The sequence below is a fragment of the Flavobacterium sp. SP2 genome (genome assembly GCF_057626655.1).
The window spans coordinates 528,937-549,839 of sequence record NZ_JBVHBT010000002.1; the positions used below are offsets into that span (position 1 = coordinate 528,937).

The 20,903-nt window shown below is 30.1% G+C and carries 15 protein-coding genes; 10 read left to right on the forward strand and 5 right to left on the reverse strand.

The window, feature by feature from the left end; all coding sequences use genetic code 11:
- Positions 1–380: 380 nt before the first annotated feature.
- The 7 genes from ACZ098_RS06805 (at position 381) to ACZ098_RS06835 (ending at position 6,647) form a co-directional block, all read left to right on the forward strand.
- Positions 381–608 (forward strand): hypothetical protein, encoded by a 228-nt coding sequence (locus ACZ098_RS06805; RefSeq protein ID WP_487310989.1) that lies wholly within the window; start codon positions 381–383, stop codon positions 606–608.
- A gap of 9 nt (positions 609–617) precedes the next feature.
- On the forward strand, positions 618–839 hold the full coding sequence (locus ACZ098_RS06810; RefSeq protein ID WP_487310990.1) for a hypothetical protein: 222 nt from the start codon (positions 618–620) through the stop codon (positions 837–839).
- A gap of 4 nt (positions 840–843) precedes the next feature.
- Positions 844–1,071 carry a hypothetical protein gene (locus tag ACZ098_RS06815; RefSeq protein ID WP_487310991.1) on the forward strand — a complete coding sequence of 76 codons (228 nt, stop codon included), beginning with the start codon at positions 844–846 and terminating at the stop codon, positions 1,069–1,071.
- Between the two features lie 67 nt (positions 1,072–1,138).
- Positions 1,139–2,176, forward strand: coding sequence for a BF3164 family lipoprotein (locus ACZ098_RS06820; RefSeq protein WP_487310992.1), 1,038 nt, complete (start codon positions 1,139–1,141; stop codon positions 2,174–2,176).
- Positions 2,177–2,179: 3 nt separating this feature from the next.
- Positions 2,180–2,590 (forward strand): DUF1573 domain-containing protein, encoded by a 411-nt coding sequence (locus ACZ098_RS06825; protein ID WP_487310993.1) that lies wholly within the window; start codon positions 2,180–2,182, stop codon positions 2,588–2,590.
- A 14-nt stretch (positions 2,591–2,604) separates the two neighbouring features.
- Positions 2,605–3,678: an efflux RND transporter periplasmic adaptor subunit gene (locus ACZ098_RS06830; protein WP_487310994.1), complete on the forward strand. Its 1,074-nt coding sequence runs from the start codon at positions 2,605–2,607 to the stop codon at positions 3,676–3,678.
- The gene (locus ACZ098_RS06835; RefSeq protein ID WP_487310995.1) at positions 3,678–6,647 is read left to right on the forward strand and encodes an efflux RND transporter permease subunit; all 2,970 of its coding nucleotides are present in this window, start codon (positions 3,678–3,680) and stop codon (positions 6,645–6,647) included. The genes ACZ098_RS06830 and ACZ098_RS06835 overlap by 1 nt, the downstream gene beginning before the upstream one ends.
- Before the next feature lie 740 nt (positions 6,648–7,387).
- On the opposite strand, the gene ACZ098_RS06840 is transcribed toward ACZ098_RS06835, so the two are convergent.
- Positions 7,388–7,921: a DDE-type integrase/transposase/recombinase gene (locus ACZ098_RS06840; RefSeq protein ID WP_487310996.1), complete on the reverse strand. Its 534-nt coding sequence runs from the start codon at positions 7,919–7,921 to the stop codon at positions 7,388–7,390.
- A gap of 72 nt (positions 7,922–7,993) precedes the next feature.
- A complete protein-coding gene (locus ACZ098_RS06845) occupies positions 7,994–8,452 on the reverse strand; it encodes a hypothetical protein (RefSeq protein ID WP_487310997.1) in 459 nt (152 codons plus the stop codon).
- Positions 8,453–8,784: 332 nt separating this feature from the next.
- On the opposite strand from ACZ098_RS06845, the gene ACZ098_RS06850 reads away from it, so the two are divergent.
- Entirely contained in the window at positions 8,785–10,083 is a 1,299-nt protein-coding gene (locus ACZ098_RS06850) for a DUF2927 domain-containing protein (RefSeq protein ID WP_487310998.1), read from the forward strand.
- Between the two features lie 764 nt (positions 10,084–10,847).
- On the opposite strand, the gene ACZ098_RS06855 is transcribed toward ACZ098_RS06850, so the two are convergent.
- The 3 genes from ACZ098_RS06855 to ACZ098_RS06865 all read right to left on the reverse strand — a co-directional run bounded on the left by ACZ098_RS06855 (position 10,848) and on the right by ACZ098_RS06865 (position 14,361).
- Positions 10,848–11,537 (reverse strand): TlpA family protein disulfide reductase, encoded by a 690-nt coding sequence (locus ACZ098_RS06855; RefSeq protein WP_487310999.1) that lies wholly within the window; start codon positions 11,535–11,537, stop codon positions 10,848–10,850.
- Positions 11,538–11,743: 206 nt separating this feature from the next.
- The gene (locus tag ACZ098_RS06860) at positions 11,744–12,595 is read right to left on the reverse strand and encodes a M23 family metallopeptidase (protein WP_487311000.1); all 852 of its coding nucleotides are present in this window, start codon (positions 12,593–12,595) and stop codon (positions 11,744–11,746) included.
- A gap of 536 nt (positions 12,596–13,131) precedes the next feature.
- On the reverse strand, positions 13,132–14,361 hold the full coding sequence (locus ACZ098_RS06865) for a PQQ-dependent sugar dehydrogenase (protein WP_487311001.1): 1,230 nt from the start codon (positions 14,359–14,361) through the stop codon (positions 13,132–13,134).
- A gap of 283 nt (positions 14,362–14,644) precedes the next feature.
- Between ACZ098_RS06865 and ACZ098_RS06870 the strand changes: the two genes are divergently transcribed.
- Both ACZ098_RS06870 and ACZ098_RS06875 read left to right on the forward strand, forming a co-directional pair.
- Positions 14,645–16,663: a M13 family metallopeptidase gene (locus ACZ098_RS06870; RefSeq protein ID WP_487311002.1), complete on the forward strand. Its 2,019-nt coding sequence runs from the start codon at positions 14,645–14,647 to the stop codon at positions 16,661–16,663.
- A gap of 254 nt (positions 16,664–16,917) precedes the next feature.
- The gene (locus tag ACZ098_RS06875) at positions 16,918–20,841 is read left to right on the forward strand and encodes a choice-of-anchor I family protein (RefSeq protein ID WP_487311003.1); all 3,924 of its coding nucleotides are present in this window, start codon (positions 16,918–16,920) and stop codon (positions 20,839–20,841) included.
- Positions 20,842–20,903 lie beyond the last annotated feature (62 nt).

Here is a 20,903-nt window from a genome sequence, read left to right on the forward strand (position 1 = left end):
ATTGTAAACTATTAAGCATTTACAAAAAAATAGTAAACCTTTCTCTATAACGTTAAAGCGTTTATTATATAGTAGTAAGCATTTTTTAATAACATGTAAACATTTACTTTAAATTCCAAAGCATTACTAAATTAAATTTATTAAGTTTTACCAAAAACTGAAATTCTAACAATTACTGTATTTAAAATATTTTCCATTTAATCATTTCATCTCCAATACTTTGCATTTCTATAAATATATTTAAATTAACTATAAACCATTAAAAAATTGCACATCTTTTTAAACCCTTTTACTATTTTAATAAAAAAATAAAATTTTTCTTGCAAAATTGATTTCTTTTTTTTTAATTAGCTCACTAATAATTTTAAAACCGTTTAATTATGAAAAAATTAATTCTTAAGTCTGTTTGCATTTTTGGTGTTTTTGCATTGGGCTTTTCAACAATGTCATTGAGAGAAGCACCTGGAAGTGGTGGAGTTGGAAGCTCATCACACACTTGCTATGATACTTTTAAACTTGGAAACGAATACTACAACGTAAATTGCAACAACTGTGTAGCTAAAAGAAACAGTGGTCATTATGATGAATCAACTTGTAAAACAACTTAATTCAAAGCTATGAAAAAAATATTTTTTAGAACATTATTATCACTAAGCCTTTTCATTCTTGGCTATATTACACTTTCTCTAAAAGAGTTTGATGGAGGAGGTGCATCTACATCACATACTTGTTATGAATTAATAGCTGATCCAGCAGGAGATTACCTAGCTTTTCGCTGTAGTGACTGTGTACAAAAAAAAGCTTTTAGAGCTAAAGGCAGTGGAACATGTAATAAATAAAATTATGAAAAAAATCTTATATAAAACTATATTTATGTTTAGCCTTTTTACAGTTGGTTATCTTACTATGTCTGTAAAAGATGGTGGAGGAATTGGATCTGGAGGAGGAGGGACTTCTGTGACCTGTTATGATGAATTTAAAATAACAGATTTAGAATTTAAAGCTTGGTGTTTAGATTGCAGAGTAAAAAGAGGTTCAGAATTTAAGCTGGAATCACATTGTAACCGATAAAAATAATCACTTATACAAACTTGCCTTACTCACTAATTAAAAAAGTTGTAAGGCATTATCTTTTTTTATGAAAAAATTCTACATCTATATCTTACTATCTATTACTTTTTTTTCTTGCAAAAATGCAGAAAATAGTATACATGTTAATCTTAACGACTTTCAAAAAACAACCAATTTAAAATCAAATAAAATTGAAAAAATTAATCAATTAACGCCATCATCAATTTGTGTTTTTGATTCTATAATTATGGTTACCGATTACACAGAAAATCCAAGATTTCATTTTTACAATAAAAAAACATTAAATAAAATAGGACAATATGGTTTAATTGGCAAAGGTCCAGAGGAATTTAATGAACCAGAATGTAATTGCCAAACCTTCAAGAAAAGCAATTCAAAAGATGAATTCATAATGATTTACGAGTTTGGATATGGTCTAATCCATGAAGTAAATTTAAGTTCTATAGTAAGAAATCAAAAATCTTCAAAGATTAATAAATTTTATTTAAATCCCGAAATCTTTAATGCTGACAATGTCTATTTCATTAATGATAGTGTTTATGGTGAAGCTACAGACAATAAAGATGTTAAATATTTTAAATCATCATTAAAGAATCCAAAATCTTATAAAAAGTTGGGTATTGTAAACAATAGTGAATTTTTATCAAAATTACCTATTGAAGATAAGGTAAATTTAGACAGGTCTTACATGGCTTTTTCTAAAGACAATAACAAATTTATAGCAGCATACCTAAGATACAATAAAATAAAAATATTAGACAATCAACTCAATGAAAGATTTACAATTTTGTATGGAGAATCTGAAACTGAAATAAAGAAATTTAATTTATCATCTCCACAAAATATTTTTTATTTTAAAAGACCTTTTGCTGGAAAAGACTATTTTTATGTTCCATATGTAGGAGTAAAAAATGAAGTTTCAAAAACGCCTAAGGAAATACATGTTTTTGATTACAATGGAAATCCAGTAACTAGGTACCTATTGGACACTCCTGTTGAATATTTTACAGTTGATGAAAAACAAAAAAAGCTCTACGTAATTACTGGACTGGACGATAAACCATACGTAGAATATAACTTATAAAACATGAAAAAAATTGTTAAATATCTTTTTTTGGCTCTATTTATATTTACATTGGGCTTACTGGCAAAAAAAAACAATCTTTTTGACTTTATTGTTTCAAAAAAATCTGAATTATCAATAATTAATGACATTACGAAAGATTTTGGCATAATAAATAAAAATGACCCTGGAATTGTTTTTTTTAAATTTTCTAACACTGGAAATTCTGATTTAATAATTTCTAACATTGAAACTAAATGTGGCTGTACAATTACTGATTGGAATAAAAAACCAATCAAGCCTAATCAAGTTGATAGTATACGTATTGAATATGACACAAGTATAATTGGTCCATTTAACAAACCTATTGCAATTTATTCAAATAGTGATATTAGCCCTATTTACCTACACATTAAAGGTATTGTCAAAGATTAAAGTAAATCATCATAATGAAAAGTAATTTAAAAATTTTTACAATTACATATATATTTTTAATATTATGTTCTTGTTCAAAAAAAACAGAAAAGGAAGATTTAGATAATTCAGCAGCAACCTCAAATATTATCAATGTAAGTTGCATTATTCTTGACAAAAGCAGCTTTCATAAACAAATTATAGCTAATGGTAAAATTGAAGCTCATGATAGAAGTGAATTGCGCTTTAAAACAAATGAGCAACTAGAAAAAGTTTATGCAAACAATGGACAAACAATTAGCAAAGGATCCATAATTGCTAATTTAGAGAATTCACTTTTAAAAAATTTACTTAGTAAAGCACAAATTGATTTTGAAAAGGCTAAAAATAAATTTATAGAAGAACAAATAAACTTTGGTTATGGACAAGTAAATGAAAATGAAATTCCTAAAAATATTTTAAAAACAATACAATTCAAATCTGGATTTCTTGAAGCAAAAAACAATGTTGAAAATGCTGAAATACTATACAACCAAACTATTTTAAAAGCTCCATTTACCGGAATTATTGCTAATTTAAATAGTAAATTTGGTAATTATATTTCATCTTCAGATATTTTTTGTACTCTAATAAGCCAAAATAATCTAGAAGTAATTTTTAATATTCTAGAAAACGAAATGTCTTTTGCAAAAAGAGGTCAAAATATTACATTAACTTCATTTACAAATAGCACTCAAGAATTCCAAGCTAAAATCACTGAGGTCAACCCAGCTATAAGCAAAGAAGGATTTGTGAGAGTTAAAGCTAAAATAACTTCTAACACACAAAATCTATATGATGGAATGAATGTTAAAGTAATTATCAACAACACTACAGAGAAAATTCTTGTTATACCAAAAGAAGCTTTAGTATTGCGTTCTAATAAAGAAGTTGTGTTTACAACAAAAAATGGTTTTGCAAAATGGAATTATGTAAAAATAGTGGATGAAAATAGCTCACATTATGCTGTTAGCGAAGGATTAAGAATGGGAGATACAATTATAATTTCTGGTAACCAAAACTTGGCGCACGATGCAAAAGTAAAAAAAACTTTTATCAGAAATAAATAATGATAAAGTATCTTATACAACGTCCAATTGCTGTCTTTATGACAGCTTTAGCCTTTATAATTTTAGGTACTATAAGTATTTTTAAGATTCCAACTTCGTTGTTGCCTGATATTGCTATCCCAGAAATAACTATTCAATTATCATATCCCAATAGTTCTGCAAAAAATATAGAAACTGCTATAGTAAAACCTCTTAGAAATCAACTACTTCAAATTGCTAATATCAAAGATATTCAGAGTGAATCTAGAGATGGTCTTGCAGTAATAAAACTAACTTTCGACTTTAATACTAATATTAATTATGCATTTATTGAAGCTAATGAAAAAATAGATGGTGCATTACTTTTTTTGCCGAAAGATCTTGAACGTCCAAAAGTTATAAAAGCAGCAGCATCTGATATACCACTTCTTTACTTATCGATATATAATAAAAACAATGATAAAATTGATTTTTTAAAACTTAGTGAGTTTACAGAAAGTATTATCAAACGAAGAATTGAGCAATTACCCGATATAGCAATAGCCGATATTAATGGCGTAGTAAAACCCGAAATAAGCATTAAAATAGATGAAGAAAAAGCAAATAGTTTATCGATTTCACATCAAGAAATAATAAATACTATTAAAGAAAATAATTTTGAACTTGGTAATTTATTAATTCAAAATGGTATATATCAATATCAATTTCGATTTTCGAATCCAGTACAAAATATAGAAGATTTAAAAAATATCTACTTAAAAAAGAATGACAGAATACTACAATTAAAAGATATTGCCAAAGTTAGCATCGAGAACCAACAAGAAAGAGGCTTTGCATTCTACAATAAAGATAGATGTATAAACATAGCGATTATAAAACAAGCTGATGCGAGAGTAAACAATCTTGAAGAGTCATTAAACACAACAATAAATCAATTTAAAAAAGATTATCCACAATTAGAGTTTAAAACAATAAAAGACCAAACAAAACTTCTAAAACTATCAATAGATAATTTATTACAAAGTTTAATTATAGGTTCTTTATTAGCGATAATAATTTTATTTCTTTTTATTGAAGACTTACAATCACCAATAATTATTGGACTTAGCATTCCTATATCTCTACTTTTAAGTTTTTTATTTATGTATTGGTTTGGAATTTCAATTAATGTTATTTCCCTTTCAGGACTAATTTTAGGTGTTGGAAATATGATTGATAATGCAGTAATAGTTATTGATAATATATCCCAAAAGTTAAAAAATGAATATTCTCTTCTTGAATCTTGTGTCGAAGGGATTCAAGAAATCATTACACCGCTAATAAGTTCATTATTAACAGCGTGCGGTATATTTATTCCATTGGTATTTTTAAGCGGTATTAGTGGAGCCCTTTTTTATGACCAAGCAATTGCAGTTACCATTGGCTTAACAGCATCTCTTATAGTTTCAATATTTATAATACCTGTTCTCTTTTATTATATTAAAAAAAGAACTATTAATTATAAACTACCTTTTAGCTTAAATAATATTGAAAATTGGTATGAAAAAGGATATAATTATTTTTTTAATAAAAAGACCTTAAACTTTTCTATAGTTGGTTTTTTTTTAATCGTTGGTGTCATTCTTATTCAAAAACTTCCATACGAAAAACTCCCTAAATTTAGTGAAAATGAAATTGAACTCTTTATAGATTGGAATGAAAATATCACACTAAAAGAAAATTATGAGAGAACAGTATCGTTAAATAAAAATGATTCTGACTTATTTCTTTCTGAGATAGGAGAAACTCAATATTTATTAAATAAGGAGCAAACTAAAAGTCTATCAGAAACCAATATTTTCATTGCAGAAAAAAGCATTGAAAACATAAATAAAACAAAGAATAAAATAGATAGTATTTTAAAAGAAAAATATCCAAATGCTATCTATAAATTTAGTCCTCAGAAAAATTTATTTGAATATATTTTTGGTTCAGATGAAAGAAATCTTGTTGCAAATTTTTATAGCAATAAATCAAATAAAGAAATAAATTTTGCAGATCATGAAAAAATAGCATCTTCCTTAAAATATGGAAAACCAATCGCAACATTTCAAAATCAAATAATTATAGATGTTAATTTTGAAAATCTTAAATTATATTCTGTTTCTTATTCAAATTTATTAGAAACTATCCAATCGTTATTTAATCAGAATACTATTGATAATTTAAAAACGTCTGAAAAATTTATTCCTATAAAAATAAACAACTATTCGAATGCTGAAAATATTTTAAATAACAGCTTTGTTAAAAACGACAATCTAGAATTAATACCATTAAAAAACCTGATAAAAACCATAATCAATAATGATTTTAAAACAATTTTTGGAGATAAATTGGGTACAAAATTAATGTTTACAATACCTCAAAATAAACTAGAAGTAACTAAAGAAAAAATAAACACTGAAAATAATTATAAAATTGAATTTACAGGAAATATATTTGAATTAGATAAATTAAAAGGTGAAATGCTAATAATCCTAACAATATCGATATTAATGCTATATTTAATAATGGCCGCACAATTTGAATCATTAATTCAACCACTAATAATATTAATAGAAATCCCTATAGATATAGGTGGTGCATTATTATTTCTATATCTTTTTAATGAAACGATTAATATTATGTCAATTATAGGAATAATAATAATGAGTGGTATTGTAATTACTGATAGTATTTTAAAAATCCATACCATAAACGAACTAAAAAATAGCGGAATTGAATTAAAGAAAGCAATTAAAATTGGTGGGACTATGAGATTGAAATCAATTTTAATTACTTCATTAACAACTATATTAGCCTTACTACCTGTTTTATTTGGTGACGGCTTAGGTAACGAAATGCAAAAACCATTAGCAATCACATTAATTGGAGGAATGATTATAGGTACATTTGTTAGTCTATATTTTGTACCATATATTTATTATCAAATTTACAAAAAAGAAGAGTAATAGGTAATGCAGTATGAAATTAGTAATTCTGGGGTGTACACATTAAGAAGTACTGGAGAATTAATCACGAAAACTTGAATTCATGCAGGTTCCGATGTTATATCTACAGAATTTCAATTTATAGGTAAAGACTTGGTTAAAGAACTGAACAATATTGCTACACCTATTAAACCTTAAAATAATTAGCGATGAGTAAAAAGTTTTGTGGCTCCCTGTATTGACCAAGTCAAAAAATAGAGTTTTTTAGATTATATATAAGTGGTTATGATAAAGGGAATTAAATAACACAAATAGAATACAAGTTATTCTATATCAATACATTCGAATTTTCGAATAATGCCTTGTAGAAATATTGTGTTTCTACATGGTTTAAAAAAATAACTAAACCAGTGATTTCTGTTTGAATATAACTTAAATTACAAAATAAACGTTCATTGATTTATTGTAGAGATTTAAAAAAAGTAAAATTATACATTGTTATGAAGAATATTTTCAATTTTTTAGACTGTTGTCTATGCACATAACTTGCAACAGTAATTGCGATTCTCTACCAGTCTTTGTTTATTGGATTTATCTAGTACGATTTTGATATTGGCTAGTTCAGGATTTTTATGAATTTCCTCTGGAGTATAAATTTTATGTTTGTGGCAAGGTCGGTTGTTGTTGTAATCTTCAATAAAGAATTTTAGTTCTTCATAGATTGTCGTGGAGAGAATTTCTTTCGATCTAAAGCAATAGCTTTACATAATCTTGTATGGTCCCTCAACGATAGAATTAGAAAAAGTTACATCTTTTAGAGCAATCTTTTTGTTGATATTCACACGGCAGTTTTTAATAAATCCATGAATGGTTTTATTATTGTTTTCTGTTCCGCCATCAACGATAAGATCTAAGGATTGCTTGCCTATGGTAACATCAAATTCATTCTTGATAGCTCGCTTTACAGTCTCGGTTCTGATTTTAGAACATTTCTTTGTGGAGATATCCCAAGCAACTATTTTTCTTGAGAAATTATCAACTACGGTGTAGATGTAAAAGATAACATTATCCAAAGTTTTGTATTGAGAAATATCCATGTGCCAAGTTTCATTTGGGCGTAATGAATTAAAAGAACCTTTTTTGCGAGGTTTCTTTTCTAGTTTTCTAGCTTTTGAATACCCAAGCTTTCTAGCATATTTATACCAAGTTGATTCCGCCATAGAAATAGCACCATCTCGAAGAGCCTTACCCCAAATAGAACGAATACACCAAGTCTTAAAGTTGGAATTATTCATATATTTTTTTAAAACAATGATTTCTTTATTCGAAATTTGTTTAGGTCTTCGCTTAAAGCATTGCCCAATTAGTTATTTGGAACAAGCAAACTTTCTATCTGATAGCCAAAATGAATATTGTTGCTTTTTAATCATTAAAAAACGAAGTAAGTCTTGCTTAGCAATTGGAAAGTCATCACCTATGTTTTCTAATAAATCAACAAAAATATTTCTATTATCTTTGATAATCTTCCTTAGGCTCTCCTTCCCTATTAATGTTATTAAAGTTATATATAGTTTACCGAATTGAACAAAAGCTTTTCTGCTCAAGGCAAGACGTCTATCAAGAAATAATTTGGTATCAACTAATCCTTCCTCTATTTGTGAAACATAATCGGAAGCCAAATATTTATCAGGGTTCTCTCTTTTCCAATAATGAGAAGTAGAATTTGGAATTGATTCTATGAACGTTTGTGGCAAAAGTTGCTCTTGGAGTCCTAAAGCAAAACAAGTTTTAACTCCAGTGTGGTAGGTATTATAATTCGTTTTCATTTCTCTTTTTACAAGATATATCAAATTGAAATCTTGTTTTTCTCTACTTTTATTATAAATTTGGGGGAGGTGGCAATTCGAAAATTCGAATTAAAAAATATCAAACCCTTGATGGTTAGATGTCCAAGAAGGGTTGATTTTTAGGCTTATATACAAAAAATCAAATGATTGCGGTTCGAGAATCAGTCAGTAGGGGGGCAAGGCAACTAATAAAAATCAAACACTTACTGTACGAAATTTAGTCAATAGGGGAAATAATAATCGCTTTTCTAAATTAGGTAAGATAACTAGTTTATCTTACCTAATTATTAACATCAAAAAAATGTAATGAAATGAAATATTTACAAATTTTATATATGTCGCTTTTTTTAATTAGTTGCAAAGATCAAGTAAAAAACGTCAGAATTGATAATGAAAAAGTTTTAAAAGTAAGTAAAAAATATTCAAAAGAAGCTTTCAATTATTTTTATGAAATAGGTTTTTTTGATGAAGGCTTAAAAAAATCGATTCCTTTAAGAAAATGGAATACTAATGTTAAAATATTTATTAAAGGAAATCCATTAATAAATGATGTGAAATATGTAAAGGATTGCATAGGAAAAATAAATGAAGTGAGACTTCCAATTAAATTTATTTTAGTTGAAAATATAAACGACTCAAATGTGTTGATTAATTTTGGGAATATTAAAGACTTTACTAATATTAATATCGATAATACTGTTGATGGATTCGGAAACGTTTATTCCAAAAAACACATAATATATAAAGCCGAAATTTTTATTTTAGATAAAATAATTAACTCTATAGAAAGAGAATCACTGATATTAGAAGAGTTGACTCAAATAGCTGTTGCTGGTGCTGATAGCTTCTCTTACCCCAATAGTGTTTTTTATCAAGGGAAAAATTCACCTCTTAAATATACGAGTTTAGATATTGAAGTTATGAAATTAGCTTATGACCCAATACTTCCAATAGGATATCAATTAGAACAGTTCGAAAAGGACTTTAATAATAAATTGAATTATGTTGATATACATTCAAAATTAAAAAAATATATTACTAAAGAAAAGTTAAAGAAGGAAATACTAGCGGAAATAAGAAATACATGTTTTATAAACAACGAGTTTTTTAAACATCCAAAAGAAGTTTCTATTTACCTTAATGGTTTTAATGAATCCGACTCACTCCTTGTTCAAAAATATATTAATACTATCAATAAAATATCAAAAAATCTATTTCTAAAACTAACTGAAAAAAATAATCTAATTCCCAGTTCAGGCATTTCAATTACTTTAACTCCAAATGACGAGCAAAGTTCTGATACACAAACTTCTATAAAAAATAATAAAGGTTTGGTTTTTAAGCCAAAAAGATACGAAAGCATTGTAGATATTAGTTATAAAAATTCAGTAGATATAAACAAAAAGCATAGTGTTATTTTTAAATCTATCTATAAATCTCTTGGTGCAACAGAAACTAAAAATTTTGACGAGAATTGGTATATTATTGAAAATGATAAAATACTTTTAGCAAAAAAATATAAAGATATTTTAAAAACTATTTATCAAGATGAGTTTGTAGATGGTTTAAAAATAGATGATTTTGATGAAATTATAAATGAAATTTATTAATGAAAATATTAACTGTACATCCTGCTGGTTCAGGAGCATCTAGGTTGATACCTTTATACGTACTAGAAAAAAGATATATATAAATATTAAAAAATATTAAAAAAAAATTACTACCATCGTATTATCCTGAAGAACTAAAAAGAAATGGAATTAATGTACTTGATATCGATACTTCAATTGACCATAATAAACTAACGAAGCTATTAACAAATAACGATAATAATAGTAGTAATGAGAAACAATTGTTTGGTAATGAGTTAAAAAGAAATATTCATAATGCTATAGAAATCACAAAACCTGATATCGTAATTAAAGATTTAGAACCATTTCGCCCTCTACTAAATGCGTTAATATATCTTTAGAAGATTTTTTTAAAGAAGGTTTTGATAACCCTAAATATAAAAGCTTAATTATAAACCATATTAATATTGCCAGCCGTGAACAAGATTGTTTTAACTGAAATCTAATTCTTAATACTAGCAATGCATAATTCAATAAAAAAATATTTTTTAGTATCGAATAAATCTCCAAAGTTTAAGCAAATTTGTAAATTGATCTAAGATTTTCATATTAATATTCTCGTCTTTACATGTTCCGCTGATGCAGTATTCAGGCGTATACAATGAATAAAGTTACAGGTAAATATAATCATCTCAAGAAATCTATTATCTTAATGGAACAAAAAATATTGGATTATTATCAAAAAAAGTATGATAATTGGCATTTTTTTTAAATATCATAGTAATAACTTGTTGTAAACCGCCTTATTGGCTGGTTTTATATTTTTTTTGTTTTAAATATTTTATTGAAGCATAAAATATAGTAATCAAAAAGTATAGTATTGTAAATAAACGCAATATTTTAACAATGTCTTTTTTTGAATATGAATTAAAATGCTTTTCAAAAGAAAGTTTAGCAGTTAAGATGTTACCAAGTTTATTTTCTACCGCATAAAGACCACTTTTTGGCGAACTTATTAAAGCACCATTTTTATCTATTAAAAAATAGGTTGGAAACACTGTTACATTAAAGGATTGAAGATTTTTATTATTAATATTATAAAATGTCCAAATTAGTTTTTTATCTTCTAAAAAGTCCCACGGCTTTCTTTTTTGTTTTAATAAATTTTGTGTCATCTTTTGCGAATCAACACTTATGCTTAATATGACTAAATCATTGTGTCTCTTTAATAATTCAGGATAAAATTTCATTTCTTCAAGACATGGCTCACAACCTGAAAACCAAAAATCAACAAGTATTAATTTTCCTTTGTAATCGTCAATTGTTTTGAGCTCTCCAAACTGATTTCTTAAACCTATTTTTGGGAAATTTGTAATTAATTTTTCTCTGTCACCAATGTTTTTGATATAAAACGTTATTATAAATATTGTTAAAAAAAAGATTAATAGGCTTAAAATATACCTTTTCAAATGATTAATTATTTGATATTTCATTTTTTACAAATCTATTTTGGTAATTGTCATTCTGCAAAATTGCCACTAAATTATTTGGTTTGCACCAGTTGCTGCTGCAAACACTAACCAAAACAAAACTGCAAATTTACTTAGAAAGTTAGAGTTTTAGACACCTGTTTATTCTCCACGAATAACAAAATAGCAATTGCAAACCTAATAGTTAAAACCCGATACTCACCATACATTTATTTTTTTAGCTCATCTCCTTTTTTCAAGCTAATCCCCTTAATACCATCAACAAATTCAATAGGTACTGATTTTAGTCCATCTTCATTATCTGTAGGAACAAGAGAACTAAAATGTAAATGTTCTATAGTACTTTGTCCCGTATTACCAGATAAGGCAATATTTTGTCCACGAGTTACTTTTTCCCCAATCTTTACTAAACTACCATTTTCTACTAAATGAACATATTGAGTAAAGATGCCAGACTTTGGATCGTAAATTGTTAAAAAATTTCCGTATTGTTTCCACTCTGATCCTGTACCAGAATGTTTATATTTATCTACAACTCCAACCACAAAGCCATCTGTTGCTGAGCAAATGGTGTCATTTTTTTTAAGGTCAAAATCTAATGCAAATCTTGACCAATCTGAATTATGCGTGAAATTAGTATTATTTTCTTGGATGATTTTATATTTTTTGTTTGTGGAAAATGGCAAATCAAGTTCGATTACATCAATTTTTTTAGAAATGTCTCCTAATTTTGAGCTAAATCTAATTCGTTCGACTTTTCTAGGAATATTAACAAAAGTCAAAACTGTGTCACTCAAAGAGTTTAGAGTTATTGGTGTTAATCTATCGAATTCCATCTGAGTCTGCTCGTCAGAAGAAAAAAACCATACTCTAAGTGGACAATGCAAAGGATTATCCAACGTAATTTTTAAAGTATCTTTATTATAACTAAGTGATTTCCCGTACTCATATTGATTGTATTTTACACTTGGTAATAAAAGAACGGATTTGCAGCCCAACAATAATGAAATCATTGTCAATATGCAAATTGAAAATTTTGTAGATTGAGTTCGTTTTTTCATAATTGGCTAAAACGTCAGACTGTGAAAAAACATCACAATCCTTCCATCAAATATAGTAAAATAATTGTAAGAAAGTTTGGGTAAAAGCTTTTTTTATCGTTTTTTAATGATTATAAAGCGAGATGTAGAACTGGGAATTGATTCAATAAAAGTTTGTGGAAGAAGTTGCTTTTGAAGTCCCAAAGCAAAACAAGTATTTACACCAGTGTAGTATGCATTATAACTCGTTTTTAATTTTATTTTGCAAGATTTTTCAAATAAAAATCTTGTTTTTCTATGCTATAATTATAAAGATTTGGACGCGGCAGCAATTCGAAAATTCAAATTCAAAAATATCAAACCCTTGATGGTTCGATGTCCAAGAAGGGTTGATTTTTAGGCTAATATACGAAAAATCAAAGCATTGCGGTTCGAGAATCAGTCAGTAGGGGGAGCTTTTTAAAGTCTAACATTTTGTTAGACTTTTTTTTATTTTAATAATTCTGCAGTCATCATATTTTCAATTTTTATAAATCGTTCCTGCTTAACTTCTTTATTTATTTTCTATCTATCAGGTACAATTTTCCACTATCAGTAATTGCATACAAGGCCCCATCTGTTCCTTGCTGTACATCTCGAAAACGTTCTCCTACATCAGTTAATAAGCGCTCTTCACCAACAACTTTATTATTCTCAATAACCAATCTCAAAATATGCTGGCTACTCAATCCGCCAATGAATAAATTATTTTGCCATTCCGGAATTTTACTTCCTTTATAAAATGTCATTCCGCTAGGAGAAACCACAGGATCCCAATAATAAATAGGCTGTTCCATACCTTTCATTTGGGTTTTTCTTTCACCAATTATTTCGCCATCATACTCAATTCCGTAAGTAATAGTTGGCCATCCATAATTTTTCCCTGCAATAATTAAATTCAACTCATCGCCACCACGAGGTCCAAATTCATTTTCCCATAAAGCTCCAGTTACTGGATGAAACGCCAAGCCCTGAACATTGCGATGACCATACGAATACAACTCAGGCTTTGCATTTGATTTTCCTAAAAAGGGATTTCCCTGTGCTGCTTTACCATCAACTGTGATCCTAATAATCTTACCTAAAGATGATTTTAACGACTGTGCTTGAGGTCTTGTTTCTTTATCTGAACGTTCACCTGTACTGAAAACAATACTACCTGTTTTGTCAAATAGTATTCGTGATCCATAATGTAAAACACCTTCATAAGCCGGAGTTGCATTGTAAATAATTCTTGCATTTTCAATGGTCGTTTCATCGTTTGAAAGGCGACCTTTAGCAACTGATGTTAAAGTTCCGTCTTTGGTTTCATTCGCAAAAGTCCAATATACCATTCGATTTTTAGCAAAGTTAGGATCGATAGTAACTCCTAAAAGTCCACCTTGCCCAGAATCATTTACTTCAGGCAATCCTGTAACATCTTCGCCTACTTTACCAACTTTATCTACAATTTTAAAAGTTCCTGCCTTTTGAGTTACTAGCAACCTACCATCAGGAAATGGCGCAATTCCCCAAGGTTTTTTCAATTCATCAGTAACAATCTTGCTTTCATAAACGGTTTTAGTTTTGACAGCTTTTATTCGCGTTTGACCAGAGAATGCTGGTTGATAATCTGAATTGGGTGACTTTGTTTCAACAGATTTTCCTTCTTGTAAAACAACTTTTGGCGTTTGCTGTTGGTTTTTATCTTTACAAGCTACAACCATAATGGAAACTGTTAGACACAAAAAGGTAAGGAATGATTTCATACGTTATACATTTAAAAGTGACAAGAAAGAACACAATAGGTATTGTAAATTTAAAATAGTTAAACTAAAAAAAATTATAACATTCTAAATTAATCTTGCAAAATTAGCGCTTCAACTGATTTTCAATTATTAATGCAATTTCAGTAGTTAACTATTTAATTCAAAAATATCAGTATAAATATTATGTGTGAATAATTTGAAACCTAGTGTAACAATTTTCAATATTGTACACTAATTGGTTATAGAATTATACAACTTCAATAGTAACCAACAACATTATACCATGAAAAACCTAAAAATTTCTCTTGTTGCAGCAGTTGTGCTTATGGCATCATGCAATAAAAAAGAAGAATTAATTTCGGGTATCACCAAGAAAAATATGGATACACTCGTAAATCCTGGTGATAACTTCGATGCCTATGTAAACGGAACTTGGGTAAAAAATAATAAAATTCCTGCCGACAAAACGTCGTATGGTGCTTTCGATATTTTGTACGATCAATCTCAAAAAGATGTAAAAGCAATCATCGAAGAGGCTTCCAAAGGAACTTTTGCAGAAGGCTCCGACGAACAAAAAATTGGTGATTATTACAGCTCATTCATGAACAGAAAAGATCGTGATGCCAAAGGAACTTCTCCGATTCAACCAGAATTAAAAAATATTGATGCTATTGCAAACTATTCTGATTTGGCAGCCTATTTCGGAAAATCTAATAGAACAGGTGTTTCAATTCCTTTCTCAGTAGCCGTTACCGAAGATTTTAAAAATCCAAAACAATATACGCTAATGACTTGGCAAGGCGGATTAGGTCTTCCTGAAAGAGAATACTATTTGCAAACCGATGCTAAAATGGTAGAAACCCGTGCAAAATATGTAGCTCATATTGAAAAAATGTTGCAATTGGTTGGTCTTCCAAATGCAGCAGAAAGCGCTAATAAAATCATGGCTTTGGAAACCTTGCTGGCAACCAACCACATGAAAAAAGAGGAAACCAGAAACACGGCAAAACTATATAACAAATACAGTGTAGCCGACTTAAAAACAGTAATGGCAGATTTCGATTGGAATGCTATGCTTAAAAACGCAGGTATCGACAAAGAGAAAACAATTGTGATTTCGCAAGTTGAATATACCAAAAGCTTAAATAACATAATCAAAAATACGCCAATTGACACTTGGAAAACCTACCTAAAATGGAGTTTGATAAACAACACGGCAAGTTATTTAACTACCGCATTAGACAAACAAAATTTTGACTTCTACGGAAAAACACTTTATGGAACAGAAGCCCAAGAAGAAGATTGGAAACGAGGTGTAAACTCTGTAAATGGTGGCTTGGGAGAAATTGTGGGTAAAGTATACGTGAAAAAACATTTCTCACCAGAAGCTAAAGAACGCATGACTACAATGGTAAAAAACCTTTTAAAAGCCTATGCCGAAAGCATCAAAAACCTTGATTGGATGAGTGAAAACACCAAAAAAGAAGCGCTTGCCAAAGTTGATAAATTCATGATTAAAATTGGATATCCAGACAAATGGAGAGATTATTCTGCTCTAAAAGTGGCCAAAAACGACTTGTATGGAAACGCACAAAGAGCGACTGAATTCGAATACAATCGAATGTTAAACAAGCTAGGAAAACCTGTAGATAGAACCGAATGGGGAATGACACCACAAACGGTAAACGCTTATTACAACCCAACTTTAAACGAAATTGTATTTCCAGCAGCTATTTTGCAACCGCCTTTCTTTAATTTAAAAGCAGAAGATGCTGTAAATTATGGCGGAATTGGAGCAGTAATCGGTCACGAAATTGGTCATGGTTTCGACGATCAAGGAAGTACTTTTGATGGTGAAGGTGTTATGAGAAATTGGTGGACACCACAAGATTTAACTGCTTTTCAAGGAAAAACCAAAGCTCTAGTTGATCAATATACTTCTTTCAAAGCATTTCCTGATTTAAACCTTAACGGAGAATTCACTTTGGGTGAAAATATTGGAGATTTAGGCGGCTTAAGTATTGCAATAAAAGCATACAAACTAAGCCTAAACGGAAAAGACGCTCCAGTCATGGATGGTTTTACCGGAATCCAACGAGTATTTTTAGGTTGGGGACAAGTCTGGTTAGATAAAAGTCGTGAAAAAGCAATCAGAAATCAAATTGCTTCCGATCCGCATTCGCCAGCTAAATTTAGAATTAATGGTGTTGTACGCAACGTTCCAGAATTTTACGAAGCATTTAAAATCAAACCAACAGATTCGCTTTATTTGGCAGCAGATAAACGTGTGAAAATTTGGTAAACTTTTTTATATCATAGGAAAGCTCAGCAGTAATGTTGGGCTTTTTTTATTTAATGTGAACTTATATCAGATTCTTTCAATTGTAATTTAAGATTAAGGAAACTTATATTTCATGTTAATTTTTGTTTCAAGTTTTAAATTTCCTAACACTAAAAACATTTTAATACAGCTGTTATTAATTATTATTTATTTTTAGAATAACACTGCTTTAACTTTTGACATTGACTTTTGTAAATTATTTAAACAACTAAACTATGTCAAAAAATTACATCAAAACTGGATTACTTTTTTTGGTTTTTCTCTTTAGTACTTTCTCTTTTGGGCAAAACCTAATTCACTACTGGAATTTCAACAACAGCGCTTCTGTCGCTTCAATCACAACTCCTACAATTACTAACGTTTCTGGCGCTTCTTTAAACGCAACAATCACGGGAATCAGTGCCATTGATTTTGCTAATGGAACAGGCCAAAACTTCAATCTTTTGAATTTAAATGCTCAAAACAGTGATGTTTCTGGAACGCATTTACGATTTAATGATCCAATAGGAAGCGCATTAATTTTTGCTTTGCCAACAACTGGCTACCAAAATATTATTGTAAAATTTGCTACACGCCGATCTGGTTCAGGTGCAGGAAATCAACTTTGGTCATATTCTACTGACGGAACTAACTATGTTTCTTTTACAACAATTATTCCAAACAATGGCGATCCAGCATTGGCAACATTAGATTTTTCTGCAATTACTGCTGCGAATAACAATGCTAATTTCAAACTTAAAGTAGAATTTGCAGCTGGCTCTGGAGGTACAGGCGGAAACAACCGCTTCGACAATTTCACAACAGAAGGCGGAACTATTGGCGGTGGCGATACAATTGCTCCGATTGCAACTTTTTCACCTGCTACAGCAACGGCTAATGTTTCTACAACTGTGAACCCAACAATTTCATTCAACGAAAATGTACGTTTGATTAACAATACCGCTATTGATAATACAAATGTTGATGCTTTAATCGAAGTTCGTTTAAACAATGCATCTGGAACTGTTGTACCATTTGATGCAACATTCGCTTCAAATACAATTACAATTATACCATCAACAGCATTGGCTAACAATCAAACTTACTACGTTGCTTTACTACCAAATGTCGTTGAAGACGCGAGTAACAATGCCATCTCAACTTCAGTATCATCAACCTTTACAACTATTGCAATTCAAACACAATTTACTGCTGGTGATTTAGCTTTTGTAGGTTATAGAATGAATGCAACAGCTACCGAAGACGAAGTAGCATTTATTACTTTCGTAGATATTATTGCTGGTACTTTTATCAATTTTACGGATTCTAAATACACCACCAATTCTCCTGCGCTTTGTTCAAACGGAATTGTATGGACAGCAACACAATGTGTACCAGCTGGTTCTGTTGTTACAATTCAAACATCAGCTTTGCTTTCTAATAATGGAACAGTTACAGGTTCAGGTTTCGGTTTAAGCTCTGGTGGTGATCAAGTTATTGTTTACACTGGATCCAATAGTTCTCCAACATTAATTACTGCAGTATCATCCAATGGTTGGATTACAAATAATACGTCTTGTAGTGGAAGTTTATCAAATATTCCAGCTGGTTTGGTTGACGGAATTTCGTCTTTAAACACAACTACATCTCCAGGAAACACTGCTGGAAATACAGTAAATGCTTTCTACAGCGGAACTCAAATTGGAACTCCATCACAACTGAGAACTTCTATTCTTAATCCTGCAAACTGGACTGGTGTTGCTGGTGGAACTGCTGCTCAAATATGGCCAACGTGGAATTTCCCAAGTTCATTACAAGTGCAATCTGTAGCTGTTTTAAACAATACTACAATTCAGGTAACGTTCAATAATAATCTAAATGTAGCTTCTGCTTCGAACATAGCAAATTATTCTGGCGTACCAAACTTAGCTTCGGTTACAATTTTAAACAATGTTGCAACTTTAAATTATGCTACTGGATTTGCATCTGCAACCAATTATACTTTAGTCATAAGTAACATTCAAGATACAACTAATGCTTTAATGTCTTGCCCATATTCTTTTTCGTTCAATTACAATACATCGGTTAGTTTGGCATCAAACTTTGTAACTGTAAATGAAGCTGCCGGAACTGTATCCTTTGTTATAAACTTAGCAAGTCCAACAACTTCTTCAGTAAATTTAGTGGTAAAAACGGCACCTTTCAGCACGGCAAATGCTTCTGATTTTACTTTAGCTACACAAACTTTAAACTTTACAGGTTCTAGCGCTTTAACGCAAACCATCACGATTCCAATTATTAATGATACTACACCAGAACAACAAGCAGAATATTTTGTTTTAAGTCTGGAAAATCCTGTTGGTTTAGCCATTACTGGAAATCCATCTGCAACGATTTACATTATCGATAATGATGATCCAGTGCCTACTCCATCGCAACAAATAGAATTGAATTATGTTGGAAGTTTCGACCCTTCGGGAGCCAATACAAGTACTTGCGAAATTGTAGTTCACGATCCAACATCGCAACGATTATTTACAACTAGTGCTGTTGCAGGATTTTTGGACATTATTAATTTCTCCAATCCTTCAGCGCCAACAGTTGTAACATCGGTAAATATGAATCCGTACGGTGGTGTAACATCGGTAGCTGTTAAAAACGGAATTGTAGCTGTAGCTTCGCCAAACACGGATGAAACCTTAAATGGTTCGGTAGTATTTTTTGATACCAATGGTGTTTTCTTAAAACAAGTAACCGTAGGTGCTTTGCCAGACATGATTACTTTTTCTCCAGACGGAACTAAAGTTTTAACCGCCAATGAAGGCCAACCCAACGCAAATTATTCAATAGATCCAGAAGGTTCTGTAAGTGTAATTGATATTTCTGGAGGAATTCCTGCATTGACTCAAGCAAATGTTTCTACATTATCATTTACCGCCTATAACGCACAAGAAGCTACATTAATAGCATCAGGTGTTAGAAAATTAAAACTAACAAGTACTTTATCGCAAGATTTTGAACCAGAATACATTACTATTAGTGCCGATTCTCAAAAAGCTTGGGTAACATTACAAGAAAATAATGCTGTAGTAGAAATCAATTTGGCTACAACAGCTTACACTGATATTTGGGCATTAGGTACCAAAGATGTGAGTATTCCTGGAAACGGAATGGATATTTCGGACAACAACAACCAAGTACTTATTGCCAACTGGCCAATTCAAGCATTTTACATGCCCGATGCTGTTGCAAGCTATGCTATCGCTGGAACAAACTATTTAGTAACTGCCAACGAAGGTGATGAAAAAGAGTACACAGGATTTGTAGAAAGAACAACTGTTGGAGCAGCAACTTATATTTTAGATCCAGCAATTTATCCAAATGCTTCTGTATTGAAACAAAGTTACAACATGGGACGTTTTAGAGTTTCTAACCTGAGTGGAAATACAGATGCTGATACAGAATTTGAGACTATAAACGCTGTTGGAGCACGTTCCTTCTCTATTTTTAATGCAACTACAAAACAACTAGTTTTTGATAGTGGTGACGATTTCGAAAGATACACAGCAGCCAACTTACCTACACTTTTCAATGCCGATCACGAAGACAACGTTGCTAAAGGAAGAAGTCGCGCTAAAGGTCCAGAACCAGAAGGTGTAACTGTTGCACAAATTGGAACAGAAACGTTCGCTTTCATATCATTAGAACGTGTTGGCGGTGTAATGGTGTACAACATTACCAATCCTAATAACGTTACTTTTGTAGATTACAAGAACAGCAGAAGTACATCAGCTTACGCTGGAGATCACGGACCAGAAGGTATTACTTACATCGCACCAGCAAACAGTCCAACTGGAACAGGTTACATATTGGTAGCAAACGAAATAAGCGGAACAATTACTATTTTTGAAGTCGATGCCAACGCATTAGCAACTCCAGATTTTGATACAGATGCTAAAACATTTGCAATTTTCCCAAATCCATCTCAAAACGGAATTGTATACTTCAATAGAGTTGCTGATTATGAATTATTCGACATTTCTGGAAAAAAATTAAGCGCTCAAAAACAAGCCTTAACAATAGATACATCATCTCTTTCTACAGGAATCTATCTTGTAAAAACCAGCGAAGGAATCACTAAAAAATTAATTATTAAATAAATCTATAGTTCTTAAAATATTAAAACCTCTAACAGCTTTGTTAGAGGTTTTTTTAGTTTACC